Annotated in this window: 15 protein-coding genes and 1 riboswitch; of the genes, 11 read left to right on the top strand and 4 right to left on the bottom strand. The window is 35.5% G+C overall.

Going from position 1 to position 19,104, the window contains the following annotated elements; translation table 11 throughout:
• Positions 1-56: 56 nt before the first annotated feature.
• Together HMPREF3103_RS07655 and HMPREF3103_RS07650 are read right to left on the bottom strand one after the other, a co-directional pair.
• Positions 57-1,595: a helix-turn-helix domain-containing protein gene (locus tag HMPREF3103_RS07655; protein WP_070438906.1), complete on the bottom strand. Its 1,539-nt coding sequence runs from the start codon at positions 1,593-1,595 to the stop codon at positions 57-59.
• Positions 1,576-3,246 (bottom strand): sensor histidine kinase, encoded by a 1,671-nt coding sequence (locus HMPREF3103_RS07650; RefSeq protein ID WP_005605057.1) that lies wholly within the window; start codon positions 3,244-3,246, stop codon positions 1,576-1,578. Before HMPREF3103_RS07650 ends, HMPREF3103_RS07655 begins: the two co-directional genes overlap by 20 nt.
• Positions 3,247-3,443: 197 nt before the next feature.
• Between HMPREF3103_RS07650 and HMPREF3103_RS07645 the strand changes: the two genes are divergently transcribed.
• The 5 genes from HMPREF3103_RS07645 to HMPREF3103_RS07625 all read left to right on the top strand — a co-directional run bounded on the left by HMPREF3103_RS07645 (position 3,444) and on the right by HMPREF3103_RS07625 (position 9,817).
• Entirely contained in the window at positions 3,444-4,361 is a 918-nt protein-coding gene (locus HMPREF3103_RS07645) for an ABC transporter permease (protein ID WP_005605058.1), read from the top strand.
• Positions 4,362-4,379: 18 nt separating this feature from the next.
• Positions 4,380-5,276 (top strand): carbohydrate ABC transporter permease, encoded by an 897-nt coding sequence (locus HMPREF3103_RS07640; protein ID WP_005605059.1) that lies wholly within the window; start codon positions 4,380-4,382, stop codon positions 5,274-5,276.
• Between the two features lie 10 nt (positions 5,277-5,286).
• Positions 5,287-6,849 carry a type 2 periplasmic-binding domain-containing protein gene (locus HMPREF3103_RS07635; RefSeq protein WP_005605061.1) on the top strand — a complete coding sequence of 521 codons (1,563 nt, stop codon included), beginning with the start codon at positions 5,287-5,289 and terminating at the stop codon, positions 6,847-6,849.
• 105 nt (positions 6,850-6,954) lie between these two features.
• Positions 6,955-7,617, top strand: a complete 663-nt coding sequence (locus HMPREF3103_RS07630; protein ID WP_263090887.1) for a DUF624 domain-containing protein — start codon at positions 6,955-6,957, stop codon at positions 7,615-7,617.
• Positions 7,604-9,817, top strand: a complete 2,214-nt coding sequence (locus HMPREF3103_RS07625; RefSeq protein WP_070438903.1) for a TIM-barrel domain-containing protein — start codon at positions 7,604-7,606, stop codon at positions 9,815-9,817. The genes HMPREF3103_RS07630 and HMPREF3103_RS07625 overlap by 14 nt, the downstream gene beginning before the upstream one ends.
• Before the next feature lie 88 nt (positions 9,818-9,905).
• On the opposite strand, the gene HMPREF3103_RS07620 is transcribed toward HMPREF3103_RS07625, so the two are convergent.
• Positions 9,906-10,562, bottom strand: coding sequence for a DUF6287 domain-containing protein (locus HMPREF3103_RS07620; protein WP_070438900.1), 657 nt, complete (start codon positions 10,560-10,562; stop codon positions 9,906-9,908).
• A 105-nt stretch (positions 10,563-10,667) separates the two neighbouring features.
• Positions 10,668-10,823, top strand: a riboswitch (M-box (ykoK) riboswitch).
• Between the two features lie 188 nt (positions 10,824-11,011).
• Between HMPREF3103_RS07620 and mgtA the strand changes: the two genes are divergently transcribed.
• The 3 genes from mgtA to HMPREF3103_RS07605 all read left to right on the top strand — a co-directional run bounded on the left by mgtA (position 11,012) and on the right by HMPREF3103_RS07605 (position 14,743).
• Complete coding sequence (mgtA, locus tag HMPREF3103_RS07615; protein ID WP_005605068.1) at positions 11,012-13,669, top strand: magnesium-translocating P-type ATPase; 2,658 nt, start codon at positions 11,012-11,014, stop codon at positions 13,667-13,669.
• A 92-nt stretch (positions 13,670-13,761) separates the two neighbouring features.
• A complete protein-coding gene (locus tag HMPREF3103_RS07610) occupies positions 13,762-14,190 on the top strand; it encodes an OsmC family protein (protein WP_070438897.1) in 429 nt (142 codons plus the stop codon).
• Complete coding sequence (locus tag HMPREF3103_RS07605; RefSeq protein ID WP_070438894.1) at positions 14,183-14,743, top strand: GNAT family N-acetyltransferase; 561 nt, start codon at positions 14,183-14,185, stop codon at positions 14,741-14,743. The genes HMPREF3103_RS07610 and HMPREF3103_RS07605 overlap by 8 nt, the downstream gene beginning before the upstream one ends.
• Before the next feature lie 42 nt (positions 14,744-14,785).
• Here the strand turns inward: HMPREF3103_RS07605 and HMPREF3103_RS07600 are convergent, their stop codons facing one another.
• Positions 14,786-16,006 carry a gluzincin family metallopeptidase gene (locus HMPREF3103_RS07600; RefSeq protein ID WP_148128824.1) on the bottom strand — a complete coding sequence of 407 codons (1,221 nt, stop codon included), beginning with the start codon at positions 16,004-16,006 and terminating at the stop codon, positions 14,786-14,788.
• A 419-nt stretch (positions 16,007-16,425) separates the two neighbouring features.
• Between HMPREF3103_RS07600 and HMPREF3103_RS07595 the strand changes: the two genes are divergently transcribed.
• The 3 genes from HMPREF3103_RS07595 to comGB all read left to right on the top strand — a co-directional run bounded on the left by HMPREF3103_RS07595 (position 16,426) and on the right by comGB (position 19,103).
• Positions 16,426-16,908, top strand: coding sequence for a VanZ family protein (locus tag HMPREF3103_RS07595; RefSeq protein ID WP_070438888.1), 483 nt, complete (start codon positions 16,426-16,428; stop codon positions 16,906-16,908).
• Positions 16,909-17,014: 106 nt separating this feature from the next.
• On the top strand, positions 17,015-18,085 hold the full coding sequence (gene comGA / locus HMPREF3103_RS07590; protein WP_070438885.1) for a competence type IV pilus ATPase ComGA: 1,071 nt from the start codon (positions 17,015-17,017) through the stop codon (positions 18,083-18,085).
• On the top strand, positions 18,033-19,103 hold the full coding sequence (gene comGB / locus HMPREF3103_RS07585) for a competence type IV pilus assembly protein ComGB (protein WP_070438882.1): 1,071 nt from the start codon (positions 18,033-18,035) through the stop codon (positions 19,101-19,103). The genes comGA and comGB overlap by 53 nt, the downstream gene beginning before the upstream one ends.
• The last annotated feature ends 1 nt before the right edge of the window (position 19,104 follow it).

The following is a 19,104-nucleotide window of genomic DNA, read 5'->3' as shown; positions in this document are numbered from 1 at the left end:
TTAATGTGTCCAGGAATCTGGGTACATATCAATTTGAACTAGCTCTTTTTTATTATTTAATCTGTATGCTGTTTTCTGTAGTCCCCAGGAGAAACACCAATTTTCTCTTTAAAGATTTTCGTGAAATAAGAGTAATTATCATATCCGACTTCAGAGGCTACTTGTGCAATAGGCGTTTTCGTTTCTGATAGTAATTCTTTAGAAGCATTGATGCGTTTATCCGTAATATATTTGACCAAAGTTTCACCTGTTTCTTTCTTAAAGATTCGAGCTAGGTGATCCGCGCTAAGATAAACCATATCAGCCAAAGTGCTTCGGCTTAAGTCTTCTTTGTAGTGATGGTCGATATATTCGATGATACGTTGGATGCTATTTTTTTGATTCTCTGCATCTGTTACGAAATTTCTCGCATGAGACCAATAGTAAGTGAAGTATTCCCCAAAAGATTCAATCGAATGAAATTTTCTTTGGAATAGAAAATCATGCTGAGCATTTTGAAATAGCTTATGTGCTGAAATCCCGTTTTGGTCTAAGTAAATCCCGATTTGTTGCGTCCAGTCCAGATATAACTTTTGTAAGATGACTTTTGGTATCATTCCGTTTGAAATATAGTGTAAGAGACTCTTTGTTAATTCGGATTCGTCTAATGAATCCGAGAAGGTGATGGAGTTGATTGCAACTTCTTTTTTCTGTAAAACGTCAACGTCAGAAGAAACTGGGATAATAGTATTCCAATAAGGAACTTGTTGCCCTGTTGCTGAGTAGAGTTCTTTAACCTCTTGTAAAATAGTTTTACATTGGAAGCAACTTTTGAACGTTAAAATTGAATTGCGATGTAATTTATTCAGAATTTCTTGTTGGATTTTTCTTGCAAATTCCTCACTATTGATAGAACTATCCACTCTAAAGAAGCAAACGTAATGGTCGACAAGACCTTCCATCTTAAACATGCTTGCTAGTTGATACCTCTCATTAGAAAAGGCTTGTAATACCTTTCTTAATTGAGAGGTCCATGATGGGATTTCCGGAGCGTAATCTGCCTCACTAATATTTAATGTAATCACGCCTGTTAGAAAATACTGATGTTCCTTTAAATTTAAATTCCGCTTTAGAAGTTCAGATTGCAGTTCTTCCAGACGGTGAATGCGTGGTTTTCTTAAATATTCAAACCAGAAATTGTTTTCAGTTTGGAACGCAGTTTCGTGTGAGGCCTGTGGACGCTGCTCTGTAATCTTATCAAGTGCTTTTTGAATAATAAACTCTAATTTTTCGAAGTTAATCGGTTTTAAGTAGTATTCAAAACTTTGCAATTCAATTGCTTTTTGTGCGTAGTTGAAATCTGCATAGTTCGTTAAAAAAATAGTTTTGATATCGTAATTTTCATTTCTCACCCAAGAGAGCAGTTCAAGACCACTTCCTTGAGGCATCTCAATATCGCTAATCATTAGGTGAATAGGATTTTCTTTAATGATTGCTTGAGCCTGAGAGAGACTGTTAGCCACATAGACGTTATTGATTTTTAATCGATCCCAACGGATTTTTTCACGTAACGCTTCGATGATAAAACAGTCATCATCAACGAGTAGTATATTCATTAGAATCTCCTTTCAACTCTTTATAAGGAACTAGAACATCAATTCTGGCACCGCTTGTGTCGTTATTTTCAAACGTAATTGTATAATCATTCGAATATAAAAGATTGAGTCGTTCAATCGCGTTTGTAATCCCAATATGGTGTCCGTCTTCAGATATTAATGATTCCATATTTTTAAGTTTGCTTAGAATTTCCCTCGAGAATCCTGGGCCATTGTCTTTAACACAAATCTCAATATAAGGCTTCTCATCAACTATTCGTTTTTGAAGAGAAAGGTTAATGACGATTCCATCTTGGAAAGAGAAACCGTGCTTAATCGTATTCTCAACAAATGTCTGAAGTAAGAGAGAAGGGACCAATGCATTGTGTAGTCTTTCGTCGAATGTTAACGCAAAATCGATATGATTCCCATAACGAATGCGCTGAATCTCCAAGTAGTCTTTAATATGTTGGATTTCTTTCTTGAGCGGTGAGAAGTCTTGATCCACCATAAAGAGGTATCGTAAGTAGTCAGATGTTAAAATAGTTAACTCTTCGATTTCTTTATAGTTCTTCGTTTGAAGCATACTGTGAATCATAGAGAGCATATTTAAATAAAAGTGAGGGCGAATTTGACTCTTTAAGTAGTTAAGTTCGACCTTTTTTAATTCCAACTGAGCATGGTACTCACGGATTTTTAACTCTTGCATATCGAATAGTACTTGGCTCAATTTATCATTTGCAGTATCGATTTCCAAAATCCCTTCAGAAGAAGTAATGTCATATATCGATGTTGATTCATCGATGCGTAAAAGACGATCTGTTAAACGTGTAATCGGGTTCAACATTCTGTTTCGAATGAATATAATCAACACAAGAGAAGCTATCGCAATGAGAATTGGAACAATGGCGATCAAGACTTCAAAAAGAACGATGCTCTTAAATACATCTGTGTAGTCAACTGCTACATAAATATCAAAAGGTAGTTGAGTCCGTTCGCTATCAGCCTCAATCAAGTGAGTTGAAGGCGATAAATTCTTTGGCTCTTTTAATGATATTTGTCCTTTTTTTCCGATATTTAGTTTTCTAAGTGGCGTTAGAATGTCATCTGCTGAGATAATTGCCATAATTGTTTTCTCTTTATAATGAACGACTTTAATTAAGTATTCCGTATCATTAATAATAATGGGTTGCCATTTACGGTCGTCAGTATTATTTCTAAACGAATTGATATTGTTTTTTAAATATAAGTAATCTTGATAGGGAATATAGAGAGTGGATGCACTCAGAAAATGATGCGTACCTTCTGTAGCTACTAAAAACGACATATGCGTTTCGTGTTGGTATTCATAATCATTAAAAGTTGTCTGTACTTTTCTAACGGTTTGCTCATAATCCATGTAACTTTGTGGCTCATTCAGCTCTTCTAATCCCTCATCGTGTGTGATGGTTGAATACAAAAAGCGTTCGACGGAACGCATTTCATCATTAAGTCCATTGGCGTAAATCTCAATAGAACTCGTCAACTGTTGAATATTTTGATTCTTAATAAAATCTCTTGTGGCATTGCTGACAAAGAGACTAATCACTGTAATGAGGATAAGAAGGACTAATAATACTTGAAAGAAAAATTTAAAAGAATGTCTTTTAGATAGAATACTATGTAGTTTCATAACTATTACCTCACTTCTCAAGTATAACACTATCACAAAAGTTGTCAAAAAACGATATGAATTAAGAAGATGTCGGAAAAGTGATATAAATATTTGAAATATTGTCTGAATAGTGAATACTTCTTATCGAAATAATGATATAAAGAAAGCGTTTTATTTTATAAAATAATGACAGATATTTAAACAGGAGGGAAATTATGAAAGATTTAACCACATTACAAAAAAGAAGAATAAAAAGCAACATTCCTTTATATGTGCTTCTATTTCCTTCAATTATTTTACTTATAATGTTTGCATATATCCCAATGTTAGGGCTTGTAATTGCTTTTAAAGATTACTCACCAGCTAACGGAATTTTAAATAGCCCGTGGGCAGGATTTAAATATTTCACCCAATTCTTTAAATCAGTTCAATTCGGAACAACGATGATGAACACATTAAAGATTTCAATTTATAGCATTCTCGTGGGGTTTCCATTACCAATCTTACTAGCGCTCTTATGTAATCAAATAAGAACAGGAAAATTCAAAAAGGTCTTTCAAGTAACCACCTATCTACCGCACTTTATTTCAACAATGGTTATGTGTGGGATGATCATTTTATTCTTATCACCAAATAGTGGGTTACTTGCTAATATCTTTAAATCACTTGGATGGACGATGCCGAACTTATTAGCAAAACCAGATAGTTTTGCTGGCGTTTATGTATGGAGTGATGTTTGGCAACACATTGGGTGGGACAGCATTATTTACTTAGCAGCTTTATCTGCCATCGACCCAACGTATTACGAAGCAGCTACGATGGACGGGGCTAGTCGTATACAAAAGATTCTCAACATTGACTTGCCATTACTTTTACCAACAGCAATGATTCTATTGATTTTAAGAGCCGGTAGCTTATTGAGTATCGGTTTTGAAAAAGTATTACTATTACAAAATCCATTGAACTTAGCTGGAAGTGAGGTGATTTCGACTTACGTATATAAAGTTGGGATGATTAACTTCCAATACAGTTACTCTACAGCAATCGGATTATTCAATACTGTAGTCAACTTAATCATTCTTTTATCTGTCAATTGGTTTTCTAAACGATATACCAAAACAGGACTATTTTAAAAGGAGGGTGGTCTTACCGTGAAATGGTTTAAGGTTTCAAGAAAATCAAAATCAGATTTGTTTTTTGACGTATTGATTTACGGTTTTGCAATCTTGTTAATATTATTAATCGTATACCCATTGTGGTTCGTTGTGATTGCTTCTTTTAGTAATCCTGCTGATGTAGCCAATGGTAAAGTATGGTTCATTCCCCATGAATGGAAATTAGATGGATACCTTCGGTTAATTGAACAACCACTGTTCTTAAGAAGTTATCTCAATACGATTTTATATACAGTAGTTGGGACTTTATTTGCTCTACTAATCAATATCCCTGCTGGATACGCATTATCTAGACGTGACCTACTCGGTAAAAAATGGATCAGCGTTCTCTACATTGTTCCAATGTTTGTTTCAGGTGGATTGATTCCAATCTACTTAACAGTGAAGAGTGTAGGACTTGTCGATTCATTCTGGGTAATGGTGATTCCATTTGCAGTATCTTCTTATAACATCATCGTTGCAAGAACATTCTTCAATAACAGTATCCCAGAAGGAATGTGGGAAGCCGCTCAAATTGATGGATGCGGAACGATTCGTTATTTCTTCAAAATCGTGGTTCCTTTATCAAAAGCTATTATTGCAGTAATTGGTTTATGGACAGCAGTTGGTATTTGGAACTCTTGGTTCAACGCTTTGATTTATTTAACGAAAGAAGAATTGCAACCATTGCAATTAATTTTAAGACGATTATTAATTAGTAATCAAATGATGCAATCTCAGGCAACAGGGGAACTTGCATCCGAGCTTCGTATTAAAGCCGATATGATGAAATATGCAGCGATTGTAATTTCAACGGCTCCAATTATGTTGCTTTATCCATTTGTCCAAAAATATTTCAATCAAGGTGTTATGATTGGTGCTCTAAAAGAATAGGAGAGATATTATGAAAATCAATAAAATGAAGTATATGTTTTTAGCAGCAGCTACACTTATTGGACTAGCAGCTTGCTCAAATTCAACAACCAAGTCGAATGACGAAAAATCAGATCAGAATACTTATAAAATTACAACAGTTAGATGGTCTGACTGGGGTGAAGATTACCATAAAGGATTTATTGATGATTCTGCAAAAGAAGCTGGTATTCAAATTAACTGGGATACTCTTATTGCAGCAGATTGGACAGATAAAAAATCTGTTTTAATTGCAAGTGGTGACCTACCTGATGCATTCTTAGGTTCAAACGCATTTACGGATGCTGAAATTGCTCAAAACCAATCTTTATTCATTCCTCTAGAAGATTTAATTAAAGAAAATATGCCTAATTTAACGAAGGCAATGGAAAAAGAACCAAGATTAAAAGCGATGATTACATCTCCTGATGGACATATTTATAGTCTTCCTAAGAAGTTACCAATGCGTCCGACAGTAGCAAACCAACTATTTATTAATAAAAAATGGCTTGATAATTTAGGGTTAAAAGTACCTGAAACTTATGATGAATTAGTAAAAGTTCTTCAAGAATTCAAAGATAAAGACGCAAACGGTAATGGAGATCCAACGGACGAAATCCCATTTGGTTCAGGTAACTTTGACCCAACATTTTCTTATATCATGCCATTTAATAACCGCTTAGGTGCAGATAACACTTATGAAATGTCTGTTAAAGATGGAAAACCTGTATATCTTCGTACAGAAGAAAGTTATAAACAAGGGATTGCAGCAATGCATGAAGCATACAAGAAAGGGTTAATTGACCCTGAAATCTTCACTGAAGATTCATCTATGAGTGTTGCAAAACGTATGGATAAATCAGTATCTAGAGTAGGTGTTTCAAGTGGTTGGACTGCTGATGCTACATTTGGCTTACATGCAAGCGAATATGTTCCTTTACCAGCGATAAAAGGTCCTGATGGAAAAGGGTATGTTTCTTCAGACCCAGATCACTACAACTATGGACGTAATGAATTGTTAGTGACAACAAAAGCTAAGGACCCTGCTAAATTATTACAATGGTTCGATAAATTCTATACTGATGATGCAAGTATCCAAAACTTCTATGGTTCATTTGGAATTGGTACTGAAAAAGATGGCGACAAATATAAAGTATTACCTCCAAAAGACGGTAAATCTGCCGATGAATTTGCTTGGATTAATTCTCTTCGTGACTTTGGACCTAAGTATGTGAGTGATGATATCAACAATCGTGTTGAAATCGACCAAACTCAAGGTGACGGTTTGAAATTGAAGATGGACCAAGAATTAAAACAATATGCTTTACCAGCATACCCTAATGTAACTTATTCTCAAGAAGAACTTAACCAATTAGCTTCTCTATACGTAAGTATTAATTCTTACGTTAAACAACAAGCTTCTAAATGGGTAGTTGATGGCGGAATTGAAACAGAATGGGAATCTTACTTAGCAAATCTTAAAAATATGGGATTGGATGAATTCATCAAGATTCAACAAGACGCATATGACCGTTATCAAAAAGAAGTTAAATAATCACAATTTAACTAATACCCCAACTGAAACGTTTAAAATACAATGAGTAGAGGGAGCGAGATTGAAGAAAAATCTTTCTCGCTTCCTTTTTCTCATATAGGTACGGTGATTTCATTGCAAAAACTATTTCGAATAGATGGGCCACTCGTTAGAGGGCTAACGCTCATTACCAATTTGATTCTATTGAACACATTATTTATTATCACAAGTATTCCTTTGGTGACGATGGGAGCATCTGTGACATCTCTAAATACGATGTTACATCGGATTTTAAAGGGCGATGATGGAGATATTATTTATCATTATTTTCGCATTTTTAAATCCAACTTTAAGCAAGCTACTGTCATTTGGGCAGCTCTCGTGCTACTTGGAGTTCTACTATTTTTGAACTACAGTATTTTTTCGAATACAAACTTCTTGAATGGATATGGATTATTGCTTCTAGCGCCAGTTGGAATGCTTGTGATATTAGGCGTTGCCATTCTCTTACCCTATATCGGATTATTTGAAAATAGTTTAAAAGCCAGTGTTATTAATAGCATTTTCGTTTGTATTTTAGATCCGTTACGAGCAATTCTATTGATTCTATTTAACTGCGCTGTAGTGTACATGAGTGTGAATACACCGGAGAGATTATTGACGGCAATTTACGTTTTCACTTTTGGGGGATTTGCAATCTGGGCATTATTAAATGTAAAAGTAACGAGTAAAATGTTTAAAAAGGCATATAAATTAAGCAATGGAGGTAAACAAGATGAAAATTTTTAAAGGAGATTTTTATCGTATCAGCGTTCTAACAGATAAACTCATTCGATTAGAATATTCAAAAAATGGGCAGTTCGAAGATAGACATACGCAATTAATCCAAAACAGAGACTTTGGAGAGGTAGAGGTTGAAGCAACAGAAACACCAGAGTTATTAGATATTAATACGAACTTCTTCCGTTTGCGCTATAACAAAGGCGAATTCAATAATCAAAATCTATTTATTGCATTAAAGGGTCAGTTCTTTATTTTCGGAAGCCGATGGTACTTTGGTGAACCAATTGAAACATTAAAAGGAACAACGAGAACCCTTGACCAAGCGAACGGAGCTATAGAATTAGAAGATGGTATTATTAGTAAGAGTGGTTATGCCATTTTAGATGATTCGAATGGATTTATCAGTGACGAAAAAGAAGGTTTTATCAAAAAAGAAAGCGAAGTGGACCTTTACGTCTTTGCTTATGGTCACGACTATAGAGGAGCAATTAGAGACTTTTATCATTTAACAGGTGCAACTCCATTATTGCCACGCTATGCCTTAGGAAACTGGTGGAGTCGTTATTGGGCGTATACTGCCGACGAGTATTTAAGTCTCGTTGAACGTTTTGAAGATGAACAAGTTCCGCTTGCGGTGGGCGTGTTAGATATGGACTGGCATATCACGAAGATTCCAGAACGCTTCGGTAGTGGGTGGACAGGATATTCTTGGAACCGAGAACTCATTCCAGAGCCGGAAAAATTATTAAAGAAACTGCATGATAAGAAATTAAAACTTTCTCTAAATGTCCATCCAGCTGATGGTATTCGAGCGTATGAAGATGCGTATCCAGCTGTTGCAAAACGTCTAGGATTAGATGCAGCCAGTGAAGAAGCTGCTATTTTTGATATTGCAGATCCACGTTTTAGAGAATCTTACTTTAAAGATGTTCATTATCCATTAGAAGAACAAGGGGTTGATTTCTGGTGGATTGACTGGCAACAAGGAACGCAAGGGGTACAAGATCCATTGTGGTTATTGAATCATTATCATTATGTCGATAATTGTAAGAGAAAAGATGGCGGATTAATCTTGTCTCGTTATGCTGGACCAGGAAGCCATCGTTATCCAGTTGGATTTTCTGGAGACGCTTTTATAACTTGGGAGTCTCTTAAATTCCAACCTTATTTTACATCAACAGCGTCTAATATTGGTTATAGCTGGTGGAGTCATGATATTGGCGGACATATGGGCGGTTATTATGATGAAGAATTACAAATTCGCTGGTTACAATATGGCGTCTTTAGTCCGATTACACGACTTCATAGTACTAATAGTCCATTTAATAGTAAGGAACCATGGTTCTTTACGAAGAATACAGCAGAAATCATGAAGCATTATTTACGTCTAAGACACCAATTACTTCCATATCTCTACACGATGAATGTGGCAACGCATGAAGAGGGCGCACCACTTGTGAGTCCGATGTACTATTTCTATCCTGAAAATGAAGAAAGTTACCGTGTGCCAAATCAATACTTCTTCGGTAGCGAGTTAATGGTTGCTCCAATCACAGAACCAATGAACAAAGATTACCAATCCGCAAAAGTTCAAGTATGGTTCCCTGAAGGAAAATGGTACGACTTCTTCAAGGGAAAAGAGTATGCAGGAGAAGTAGTGCTTGATATTTATCGAGATATCGAATCAATTCCTGTATTTGCCAAGGAAGGGGCGATTGTTCCATTAGATGGTTCTGGTGTGAATATGGGGGTAGATTTACCTGAAGTTATCGACTGGTATGTCTTCCCAGGAACCCATCATTCATTTGATATGGTGGAAGACTTAGATGGCGCTCGTTGTGTAACGACATTATCTGTTGATTGGAATTTAGGTACTATCCAATTAACTGTTGAAGGGGAAACAGGCATCCTTCCAGTAAACAGAATTCACCGTGTTCATGTTCAAGGAAGCCAAGATGTTGTCGTTGAATTGGAAAATAAAAATGCGACTGTTGAGTTTACAGTGGGCGAAAAACAAACGGTAAATCGAAACGAGGCGATCTTCCAAGTACTCAAGAATGCGCACCTTCCATACGAAACGAAAGAACACTTATATCGTCGATTAGTCAATGCTAAAGATGCGAATGAAATCATTAATATCTTACATCATGAAGATGACGAATTAAGAGGACGATTGCTAGAAATCTTATTTATAAGTGAACCATAACAAAAAACGGGTACTTCCAATAGGAGGTATCCGTTTCTCTGTGTTAAAAAAACACTGCATTCATTCGTTGAATACAGTGCTATATAGATTAATCCACTTTGTAATACATCATGTTTTTAACGGTTTTGCCATCAGTAACTGTTTGTGTCCCGAAAATACGATCTTTTGAAATGTCCGATTGATCTTTTTCACCAGGAAGTAAGCCATAAGTCAATTCTACATTTTGGGGAATGAAGGAGAATACCGCACCTCCAACAAAAGTATTCTCATTGTTTTCCGGAACCATAATCCAGTTGAGAAGCCCTTCTTGGTATTGTTGTTTAGTAATTCCAACTTTCAAATCACCATGGCTACTTGAAATTTTTCCTTCTTTGTCGATGTGAATTTCCCAACCAGCTGAGTTTCTCCAAGTTCCCTCTACGCTTCGGAAGTCTCCTTGTTTTATTGCTTGAAGATCCATTGAGGATGGTTTTGGTTGCTCCGCTGGGATAACAACTTTTTCAGTAGATACAGTTTCTGGAACTGGTACGGTTGCTTCTTTTTGTTCTATTGTTGTTGAAACCACAGTAGTAGGTTCCGCTGTAGTACTAGTTTTGGTTTGTTTTGTAGTTGATGTACTGGACGTTCTAGTAGTTGTGGATTGAGTTTGTGTTTGAGTTGTTGTGTTCGAGTCTTCTTTCTTTTGGAAAAGTGAACAGCCCCCTAAAGTAAGAGCTATCAAGAATGATGCTATCAGTTTCTTCATTGAAATCCCTCCATTTCTATTTCATTATACTACTAATAAGTTCGAATATACATGTTTTTTGAAATCGTTTCTTTGACAAATAGCATTTTTAATGTTACCTTGAATATAGTAAATCGGTAGGTGAGACTACCATGGAGATACGGATGACTACCGCAAAATAGTGGAGACACTATTCGTTGGTCAGCAGCCTCTGTCGTGAAGGCAGAGACTAATGTCATTTCATCGCTCCATGATGTTAAAGCTTGGACGAGAATATAAGAATTGTTTATTTAGTAAGCATCTTGTCGCGTCTAAGCTGTGACAAGGTGCTTTTTCATTTGCCTAAAATTTCTAGAAAGAGGGTGATCATATGCCAGGACCGGAGAGTCGAACGAAAAAAATCAAAGAGCGAAGGGAAGAGTGCGATGATCACCCGGAGCTTCGCCTAAATTAAAAACGAGGTGAAGACTATGAAAACAGCAAAAGAAAGATTCGATTTAGCACTAATGAGTCCAATGGCAGAGGTCCTAGAAGCGTTAGGCACATCTGTAAAAGGACTCACTGAAGAACAAGTAGAAACACTCCGTGAAACATATGGAGAAAACAAAATTACAAAGGCTAAAGAAGATTCAATTTGGAAAAAGATTTATGAGTCTATTATCAATCCATTTACGGTAATTCTATTAGTGATTGCGGTAATCTCATTATTCACGAATGTGATTCTAGCAAAACCAGGTGAAGCAGACCCAACAACTTCCATCATTATCGTGGTGCTCGTGGCTGTGTCAGGAACGATTCGATTTGTGCAAGAAATGAAAAGTGACAAGGCGGCTAGTAACTTATCTAGTCTAATCGTCAATACAGCAACGGTTATTCGAGATGGCGAACAGATGGAAGTTCCGATTGAAGATTTAGTAGTTGGAGATATTATTAAATTAAGCGCTGGGGACATGTTACCAGCGGATGCATTATTATTAGAAACACGTGACTTCTTTATCCAACAATCCAGCTTGACTGGTGAAAGTGAATCTGTTGAGAAAAAATCAATCTGGGTTCCAGATGAAGAAGAAAAGAAAAAACAAGCACTCGAGAGCGAACGATTTGTGTTTATGGGCTCAAACGTTGTCAGCGGTAGTGCTTTAGCAGTTATTTTAGTCACAGGGAATGATACGATGATTGGTCGTATCGAAAAAACACTTAATACTTTCGAAGAACAAACAAGTTTCGAGAAAGAAATGAATAAAATCTCATGGCTCTTGATTCGCTTAATGCTTGTCTTAGTACCAGTTGTATTCTTGATTAACGGATTAACAGACGGCGACTGGTTAGAAGCAGGGGTATTTGCCTTAAGTGTTGCCGTGGGATTAACTCCAGAAATGTTGCCAATGATTATTACAGCCAGCCTTGCAAAAGGGGCAGTGATCATGGCCAAAGAAAAAGTCATTATTAAAAAATTAAATGCCATTCAAGATTTAGGGGCTATCGATATTCTCTGTACTGATAAAACAGGTACGCTCACACAAGATGAAATTATTCTTGAATACCCATTAGATATTCACGCAAATCTAGATATGGGCGTATTGAAAATTGCGTATTTAAACAGCTACTTCCAAACAGGACTTAAAAACTTATTAGACCGTGCCATCATTACACGTACAGAAAAAGAAGCCGACGAACACGAAGATCTACAAAATTTAGCAACACGTTACCAAAAGATTGATGAGTTGCCATTTGACTTCGAACGTCGTCGTATGAGCGTTATCGTGAAAGAAGACGATGAAGCGGTGCTCGTAACAAAAGGAGCACTAGAAGAAATGCTTAGCATCTCTACTCATGTAAAAGACGGAGATGTGGTTCACCCAATTACGGATGAAATTCGCGAATCCATCCTAGAAGCAGTGAGCAGCTTAAACGAACAAGGACTTCGCGTCCTTGGGGTGAGTCAAAAGAAATATCAAGATACTAGCTATTCCTTCACAGTGGAAGATGAATCGAATATGATTCTAATGGGATACCTAGCCTTTCTTGATCCACCAAAACCTTCTGCAGCACCAGCGATTCAAGCGTTGAAAGAGCATGGCGTAACGACGAAGATTCTTACAGGTGATAATGAAAAAGTAACGCTAACGGTCTGTGAAAAAGTAGGACTACCGGTGGATAAAGTCTTACTTGGTACAGAAATCGAAAATATGAGCGATGAAGAGTTAGCAGCAGTTGCTGAAGAAACAACCATTTTTGCAAAACTATCTCCAGAACAAAAGGCACGCATTATTCATTTACTAAAAGGCAAAGGTCACAAGATTGGCTATATGGGAGACGGTATCAATGATGCTCCATCCCTAAAAGTGGCTGACGTTGGAATTTCTGTGGATAGTGCCGTGGATATTGCCAAAGAAGTCGCAGATGTTGTTCTATTAGATAAGGACTTACTCGTTCTTGAAAAAGGATTGATTGAAGGTCGTAAAGTCTATGCGAACATGACAAAATACATTAAGATGACCGTTTCATCAAACTTCGGAAATATCTTCTCTGTATTGTTCGCAAGTATTTTCTTACCATTTTTACCAATGGCACCAGTTCACTTAATTGTATTGAACTTAATCTATGATTTAAGCTGTGTGGCATTACCGTTTGATAATGTTGACGCAGATTTCTTAAAACAACCACGCGCATGGACAGCAAGCTCTATCACACGATTTATGGCTTGGTTTGGACCAACCAGTTCTATCTTCGACATCATTACTTTTGCAGTGATGTTCTTTGGAATTGCACCAATGATTACTGGAAGCAGTTATGCGTCATCTACGAATCCAGCATTCTTCTTGATGGTTTTCCAAACAGGTTGGTTCATTGAATCTATGTGGTCACAAACAATGGTGATTTATATGTTACGTTCGCCAAAACTACCATTTGTACAATCAAAACCAGCGTTCTCATTGCTAGTGACTTCTTTATTCGCTTTATTTGTTGTAACGGTTCTTCCTTACACAAAACTAGCAGCACCATTAAAGCTTGCACCGCTAAACGGGCTATACTTCCTTGCATTAATTCTCATTATCGCAGGATACATGTTCCTCGTAACGGTTGTTAAAAAAGCATATATAAAAAAATATAGAGAATGGTTATAACCCCAAAAGAGCTATCGTAACAAGTTGTTATGATAGCTTTTTTTGTTACAAATGTGCTATTCTTCAATCATAAAAACATTAGGGGTGATTTTATGGAAAAAATTATTTATACTACAACAGCTGTGAACGTGGATGCGTTAAATGGGAAATCATTTATTGAGGGAAATGGTGATAAAAATTGGGAAGTCGAAATTTCATCTCCTTTAAGCGAAAAAAAAGGAACCAATCCTGAGCAATTATTTGCACTGGCTTATGCTACTTGTCTAAATGCTTCCATTGGTATTGTTGAAAAAGGTTTGAATTTAGAACATCAATGTAGAGTCGAAGTGAAAGTGGATTTAACAAAAGATCCTGTTGGAGAAGGGTATTTATTCTTACCTTCAGTCCGAGTTTTAATGCCAACAAGGGAAGAAAAATTAGCTAAAGAAATTCTAGAGGCTGCTGAACGTGTATGTCCTATTCAAAAATTACTACAAGGAGCCAATGTTCCTCCTGTGGAATTAGTAACAGTGAATGGGTAATACAAATATAAGAGTTGCAACAGTAGAGGATGCTCGTTATATTCAAGAAATTTATGCACCATATGTCTTAAATACGGCCATAACGTTTGAAGAAGTAGTTCCTAGTGTAGAGGAATTTCAAGAGCGTATTGCTAAAACATTGGGGGCTTTTCCTTATTTAGTCTTAGAGGAGGAGAAAGAGATTGTTGGTTATGCATATGCTGGGAGATTTTCTCAAAGGGCAGCATTTGACTGGTCAACAGAGGTTAGTATTTATATCAGCCTAGAACATCAAAGAAAAGGTTTTGGAAAGTTATTATATACAGAACTTGAAAAACAATTATTGAAATTAGGCTATCAAAACATATACGCTTGTGTGGCGGTGCCAGAAGTAGAGGATGAGTATTTAACTAATAATAGCTTATCTTATCACCAATATTTAGGCTTTAAAGAATGTGGACGTTTTGAAAATTGTGGTTGCAAATTTAATCGATGGTATCATATTGTTTGGTTACAAAAACATGCTGCTACGAAAATCCCTACAGATCGTCCAAAAAAATTTAAAGGATTGTAAAAACAATACCACATCAACAAATAAGTTGATGTGGTATTATTTTTATCTAAAATGATTAATCTTTTGTTTAAAAAATACCCAGCAGCATTTATAGGATTCCTCGTTCATTTTTAGCTTACTGTATAATTGATAGTTTGGTCTCCACCAACGAAGTTTACCGCCAGAAAAATGTTCTAAAAACTCTGAAAAAGGATGGTCATAAGGTTCTTTTGGTAAACCACTACAAAATATAGAAAAATAACCAGATAATTTTCCAAACGCAACTCCAATTTCTCCTTTAGTCCAATTGGAGTGTCTTAAAACTCCCTCGACATGAGAATGAGGAGTTTTGTTTAAATATTGTTCAATGCGCAAATTCCATTGATGAGATAAATCGAGGGAATCAAATTTTTTATCAAACCATTCTTCTTCAATTTCTAGTTCGATGAAATATTTTAGCATTTCTTGGAGGGGTTGATAACTTTCGATACTATTATTGATTTTGTTTGTTTTAAAGTAATGGAAAGTCAGTTCTTCATGAATCTTTTCAAGGAAGGCAGAATCTCCTTTATTATCTGGGAAAATTCTATTGACGATTACTTTTGTAAGACTATCTGTTAATAAGGGGAGAAGTGTACAAAAGCCAATGATAGAGTGTTTCATAAATCTTTGTTCTGCTTCACTTTTATCATCTGTTATTGCTGAATGATTATAATCTAATATAAAAACTTCACCTAGTAATTTTAGACATTGGTTTAGTGCACTTACAAAGTCTGTAAATATTCCTAGATTAAGATAAATCGTCTCTTCATTTTGGTAGATGGTTGGGAAAGGATTTGGACCAAAATTAATAAGGATGCTTTGTTTCGAGATAACGGATTGTGCAATACGGATAATATCGTATAACACAGACATAGTTTCCTCTTTACTCAAATGTAAATGTTGAATTGGAATGTATTCGCTTGGAAAGGTTTCTATATAATCTCTATATAAACGTAAAAATGAAGCTTTACTTTCTTTAATATGCTGATAATAAAATTCAGTAAGTTCTACTCCATATATGGATTTGAGAACATCCATATATTTGACTTCATTCATGTTTAATTGTTTTTGATATTTTAAATGGAAAAATTCTCTTAGAAGATTGAGGTGAGGGAATAAATTAATGATGCTTTCTCCACGAAGGCCTTTAATCCACATTGCGGTTAATGTGTACAAAGCCTCAGAATAAGGCTTATGAAAACAGTGGGTAGAAAACTGATGACGAAGATAATAATCATTCAATTTTTGAAATTGCTTTTGTTGCTGGATAGAAAGAGTATGAGAAAAATCTTCAAAATGATGGATTAAAAAAGTAGCTTCACTAGAACTAATTAAATACTCAATAATTTCTTCAAATGCCTTATTATAAGGATTAGGATCTGGAGAAAATAAATTATAGAAAAAATACTGTTTTTGTTGTTACTCCTCAAGCAATTCAATTTGTTTCACTAACAAACTTAAATCCTGCGTATAACGTTCCATTGTATGACCCTCCCTAAAACGGTTTTTATTTTATTGTAACGCTTTCATTTTTGGGCGTCAATATGAATATTTATCTATTTTTTAGTTAATATTTGTCGAATTTAAGATTTTTAAAATAAACTTGACTTCAAGGAGAGTGTCTTTCATAATGGAGAAAGTTTAAGAGAAGGAGAGGTTTTATGTCTAAAAAAACTAAAGGAACAATTGCGATTACTTTAGCAATTGCAGCGATGGTTCTAATATTTGTTAGTTCTAGTATGCCCTACAAAGATCAATCCTTAGTAGCGACGATTCAAAAAGGATTACCCTCTCAACCATTTTCAGAATTGCTTTCAAAGATTAAGTTTGAATATGCGGGACAAACGATTAGTATTCCTTCATTAGGTTATGCTCAATTCGTTGAATTTTTTATTCGTAAAATAACCCATTTTTTAGCTTACTTTTTCATTGGCTACCAATGGACAAGAGGATTAAGTGTTCATGTTCGAAAGAAAGGATTCCCTCAATTTCTAGCTTTCTTTATAACCGTTTTATACGCAATTACTGATGAATTCCATCAAGGAATCACACCTGGAAGAACTCCTTTGATTCAAGATGTTTTTATTGATGCATTAGGTGCGATGTTTGGAGTCGGTTTAGGAACTTTGAAAAAAATTAAATAGAGAGAAAAACGTTGAAGATTTTCTTCAACGTTTTTTTATTTTGAGAGGCTTTTTCATTTCATTTTTCATAGCTCATTATGACTAGTCAAAGAGTGGAGGAAGAGATATGGAAATGAATGAATTAGCCGAGGAAATCTTTAAACAAGCTATTTCCCACCAGTTGGATGATATTCATTTATTGCCCATTGGAGAGGAGTATGTATTTTATCTAAGAGATGTTAATGGTTTAAAAGAACTAAGGAAAGTTTCAACGAAGATTGCTGAACAGTTTATTTCATATTTGAAATACCAAGCTGGGATGGATGTTGGGGAGAGAAGACGACCTCAAAGTGGGTCACTGACTTTTGAATTCTCAGTTCATCAAATCATTGAGTTACGATTATCTATTATTACCAATTTTAAGCAAAAGGAATCAATGGTTATTCGACTATTACATCGTTCCAAAAAAGAGAATACTTCTATCCAAGCGACAACCTACTTCCCAAAGGATTGGAGATTATTAGAACAGTTTCTTAGATATAAAAGTGGATTAATTCTTTTTTCTGGTCCTGTTAGTTCTGGAAAAACAAGTACCATGTATTCCTTACTTAGAGGAAGAATGAATGAAAAGACGTTACAGGTCATTACAATGGAAGATCCAGTTGAATATCATGAACCTATGTTTCTTCAAACGGAAATTAATGAAAAAGCGGGGATTACTTACGAACTTTTAATTAAAAGCTGTTTAAGACATCATCCTGATATTCTTCTCATTGGGGAAATCAGAGATGAAATGACCGCAAAAATGGCTATTCGTGCTGCTTTAACAGGGCATCTAATTTTAGCGACGGTGCATGCTAAAGATTGTAATGGTGTCATCTCTAGACTAATAGAACTTGGAGTTAGTAAGACGATGTTAGAACAAACGATTATCGCAATTTGTTCACAGCGTTTACTTCCAAGATACTGCGCTCTGTGTCAGCAAGAATGCCAAATCTATTGCAATCACTTAGCGAACGGAGAAAAAAGAGGAACGGTTTTTGAAATTGAAACGAATCGTAACATTTCGAACTTTTTAAACAAGAATCAGTTCGAAAGAGACGAAGAAAGGATTCATCCTTTTAATAGGGTGTTAAGAAAGGCTTATGCATTGGGATATATTACTGAAAAAACTTACGAAACCTATCAAATTATCTAAGAAATGGAAAGCGGACATACAAGCTAGATTCATGCTTCAATTGTCTCATCTATTACAAGAAGGATTTAGTTTAGATGAGTCCTTAAAATTTTTAGAGTATTTATTTGATGCACAGAAAAGTCAGATAGAACAGATGAGAAAATTGTTGAGTGAAGGACATCGGTTTGATCAATGTTTAAGAGAGGTTGGCTTTTCAGAAACTCATACTTCTCAAATTTATTTATCGATGCAATTTGGAAGCTTCGAGACAGCTTGTGATTCTATTGGAGATTTTTTAATCCGTAAGCTAAAGCAAAAGAAAAAAATGCATCAAACAATGATTTATCCAGCCTTTCTTTTTATCTTTGTGATTGGGATGATTCTTTGTATCCGAGTATTATTACTCGATCAGTTAGGAAGTATGATTCAAGAGGAACAATTAAAGCAGAGTGGATTTCTATATTGGATATGGCTAGGGTTCCAAAATTTACCGCAAATTTCACTCGTTATTCTTGGGGTTGGAATGATTCTCTCTTTTCTTATTTATTCTTTTTGGAAACAAAAGGATTCGTATCATCAATTTCTAAGTCTGATTCATTTCCCGATTGTTGGACAGAGTGTTCAACAATATGTCACTTTTTTGTATGCAAGAGAATTTTCTTATTTTTTAGGGAATGGGCAATCTCTTCTAACTATGGTTACGGAAATGAAGAAGGACGGAACGAGTAACCTTTCAAAAATTCTTGCTGAAAAAATTGAACAAGAACTAGTCCGAGGAGAATCTTTCTCGGGTGCGCTTGAGAAAATAGGACTATTTCGAAAAGAATTTATTTGGCTTGTATTAGAAGGAGAGAAGACTAGACAGTTGGATGTTCAACTAAAGGTATACGCAGATCAAATGCTTGAAGAATTTTCCAAAGGAATCGAAAAGAAAATCAAATGGATACAACCGATACTCCTGATGGGAATTGGGTTTCTCATCGTTTCCATGTATCTCATCTTATTACTACCGACATTAACAATGATTGGAGGAAATTAAA

The sequence above is a fragment of the Granulicatella sp. HMSC30F09 genome, from assembly GCF_001806915.1.
GTDB lineage: Bacteria > Bacillota > Bacilli > Lactobacillales > Aerococcaceae > Granulicatella > Granulicatella adiacens.
This window is presented reverse-complemented; position numbering and strand designations above follow the sequence as displayed.

Bases quoted from the DNA above. Each gene is read 5' to 3' on its own strand.
- HMPREF3103_RS07595 (WP_070438888.1), top strand. From the start codon at position 16,426: ATGTCTAAAAAAACTAAAGGAACAATTGCGATTACTTTAGCAATTGCA.
- HMPREF3103_RS07610 (WP_070438897.1), top strand. From the start codon at position 13,762: ATGGAAAAAATTATTTATACTACAACAGCTGTGAACGTGGATGCGTTA.
- mgtA (WP_005605068.1), top strand. From the start codon at position 11,012: ATGAAAACAGCAAAAGAAAGATTCGATTTAGCACTAATGAGTCCAATG.
- HMPREF3103_RS07635 (WP_005605061.1), top strand. From the start codon at position 5,287: ATGAAAATCAATAAAATGAAGTATATGTTTTTAGCAGCAGCTACACTT.
- comGB (WP_070438882.1), top strand. From the start codon at position 18,033: ATGCATTGGGATATATTACTGAAAAAACTTACGAAACCTATCAAATTA.
- HMPREF3103_RS07620 (WP_070438900.1), bottom strand. From the start codon at position 10,562: ATGAAGAAACTGATAGCATCATTCTTGATAGCTCTTACTTTAGGGGGC.
- HMPREF3103_RS07655 (WP_070438906.1), bottom strand. From the start codon at position 1,595: ATGAATATACTACTCGTTGATGATGACTGTTTTATCATCGAAGCGTTA.
- comGA (WP_070438885.1), top strand. From the start codon at position 17,015: ATGGAAATGAATGAATTAGCCGAGGAAATCTTTAAACAAGCTATTTCC.
- HMPREF3103_RS07625 (WP_070438903.1), top strand. From the start codon at position 7,604: ATGAAAATTTTTAAAGGAGATTTTTATCGTATCAGCGTTCTAACAGAT.
- HMPREF3103_RS07650 (WP_005605057.1), bottom strand. From the start codon at position 3,246: ATGAAACTACATAGTATTCTATCTAAAAGACATTCTTTTAAATTTTTC.
- HMPREF3103_RS07645 (WP_005605058.1), top strand. From the start codon at position 3,444: ATGAAAGATTTAACCACATTACAAAAAAGAAGAATAAAAAGCAACATT.
- HMPREF3103_RS07605 (WP_070438894.1), top strand. From the start codon at position 14,183: ATGGGTAATACAAATATAAGAGTTGCAACAGTAGAGGATGCTCGTTAT.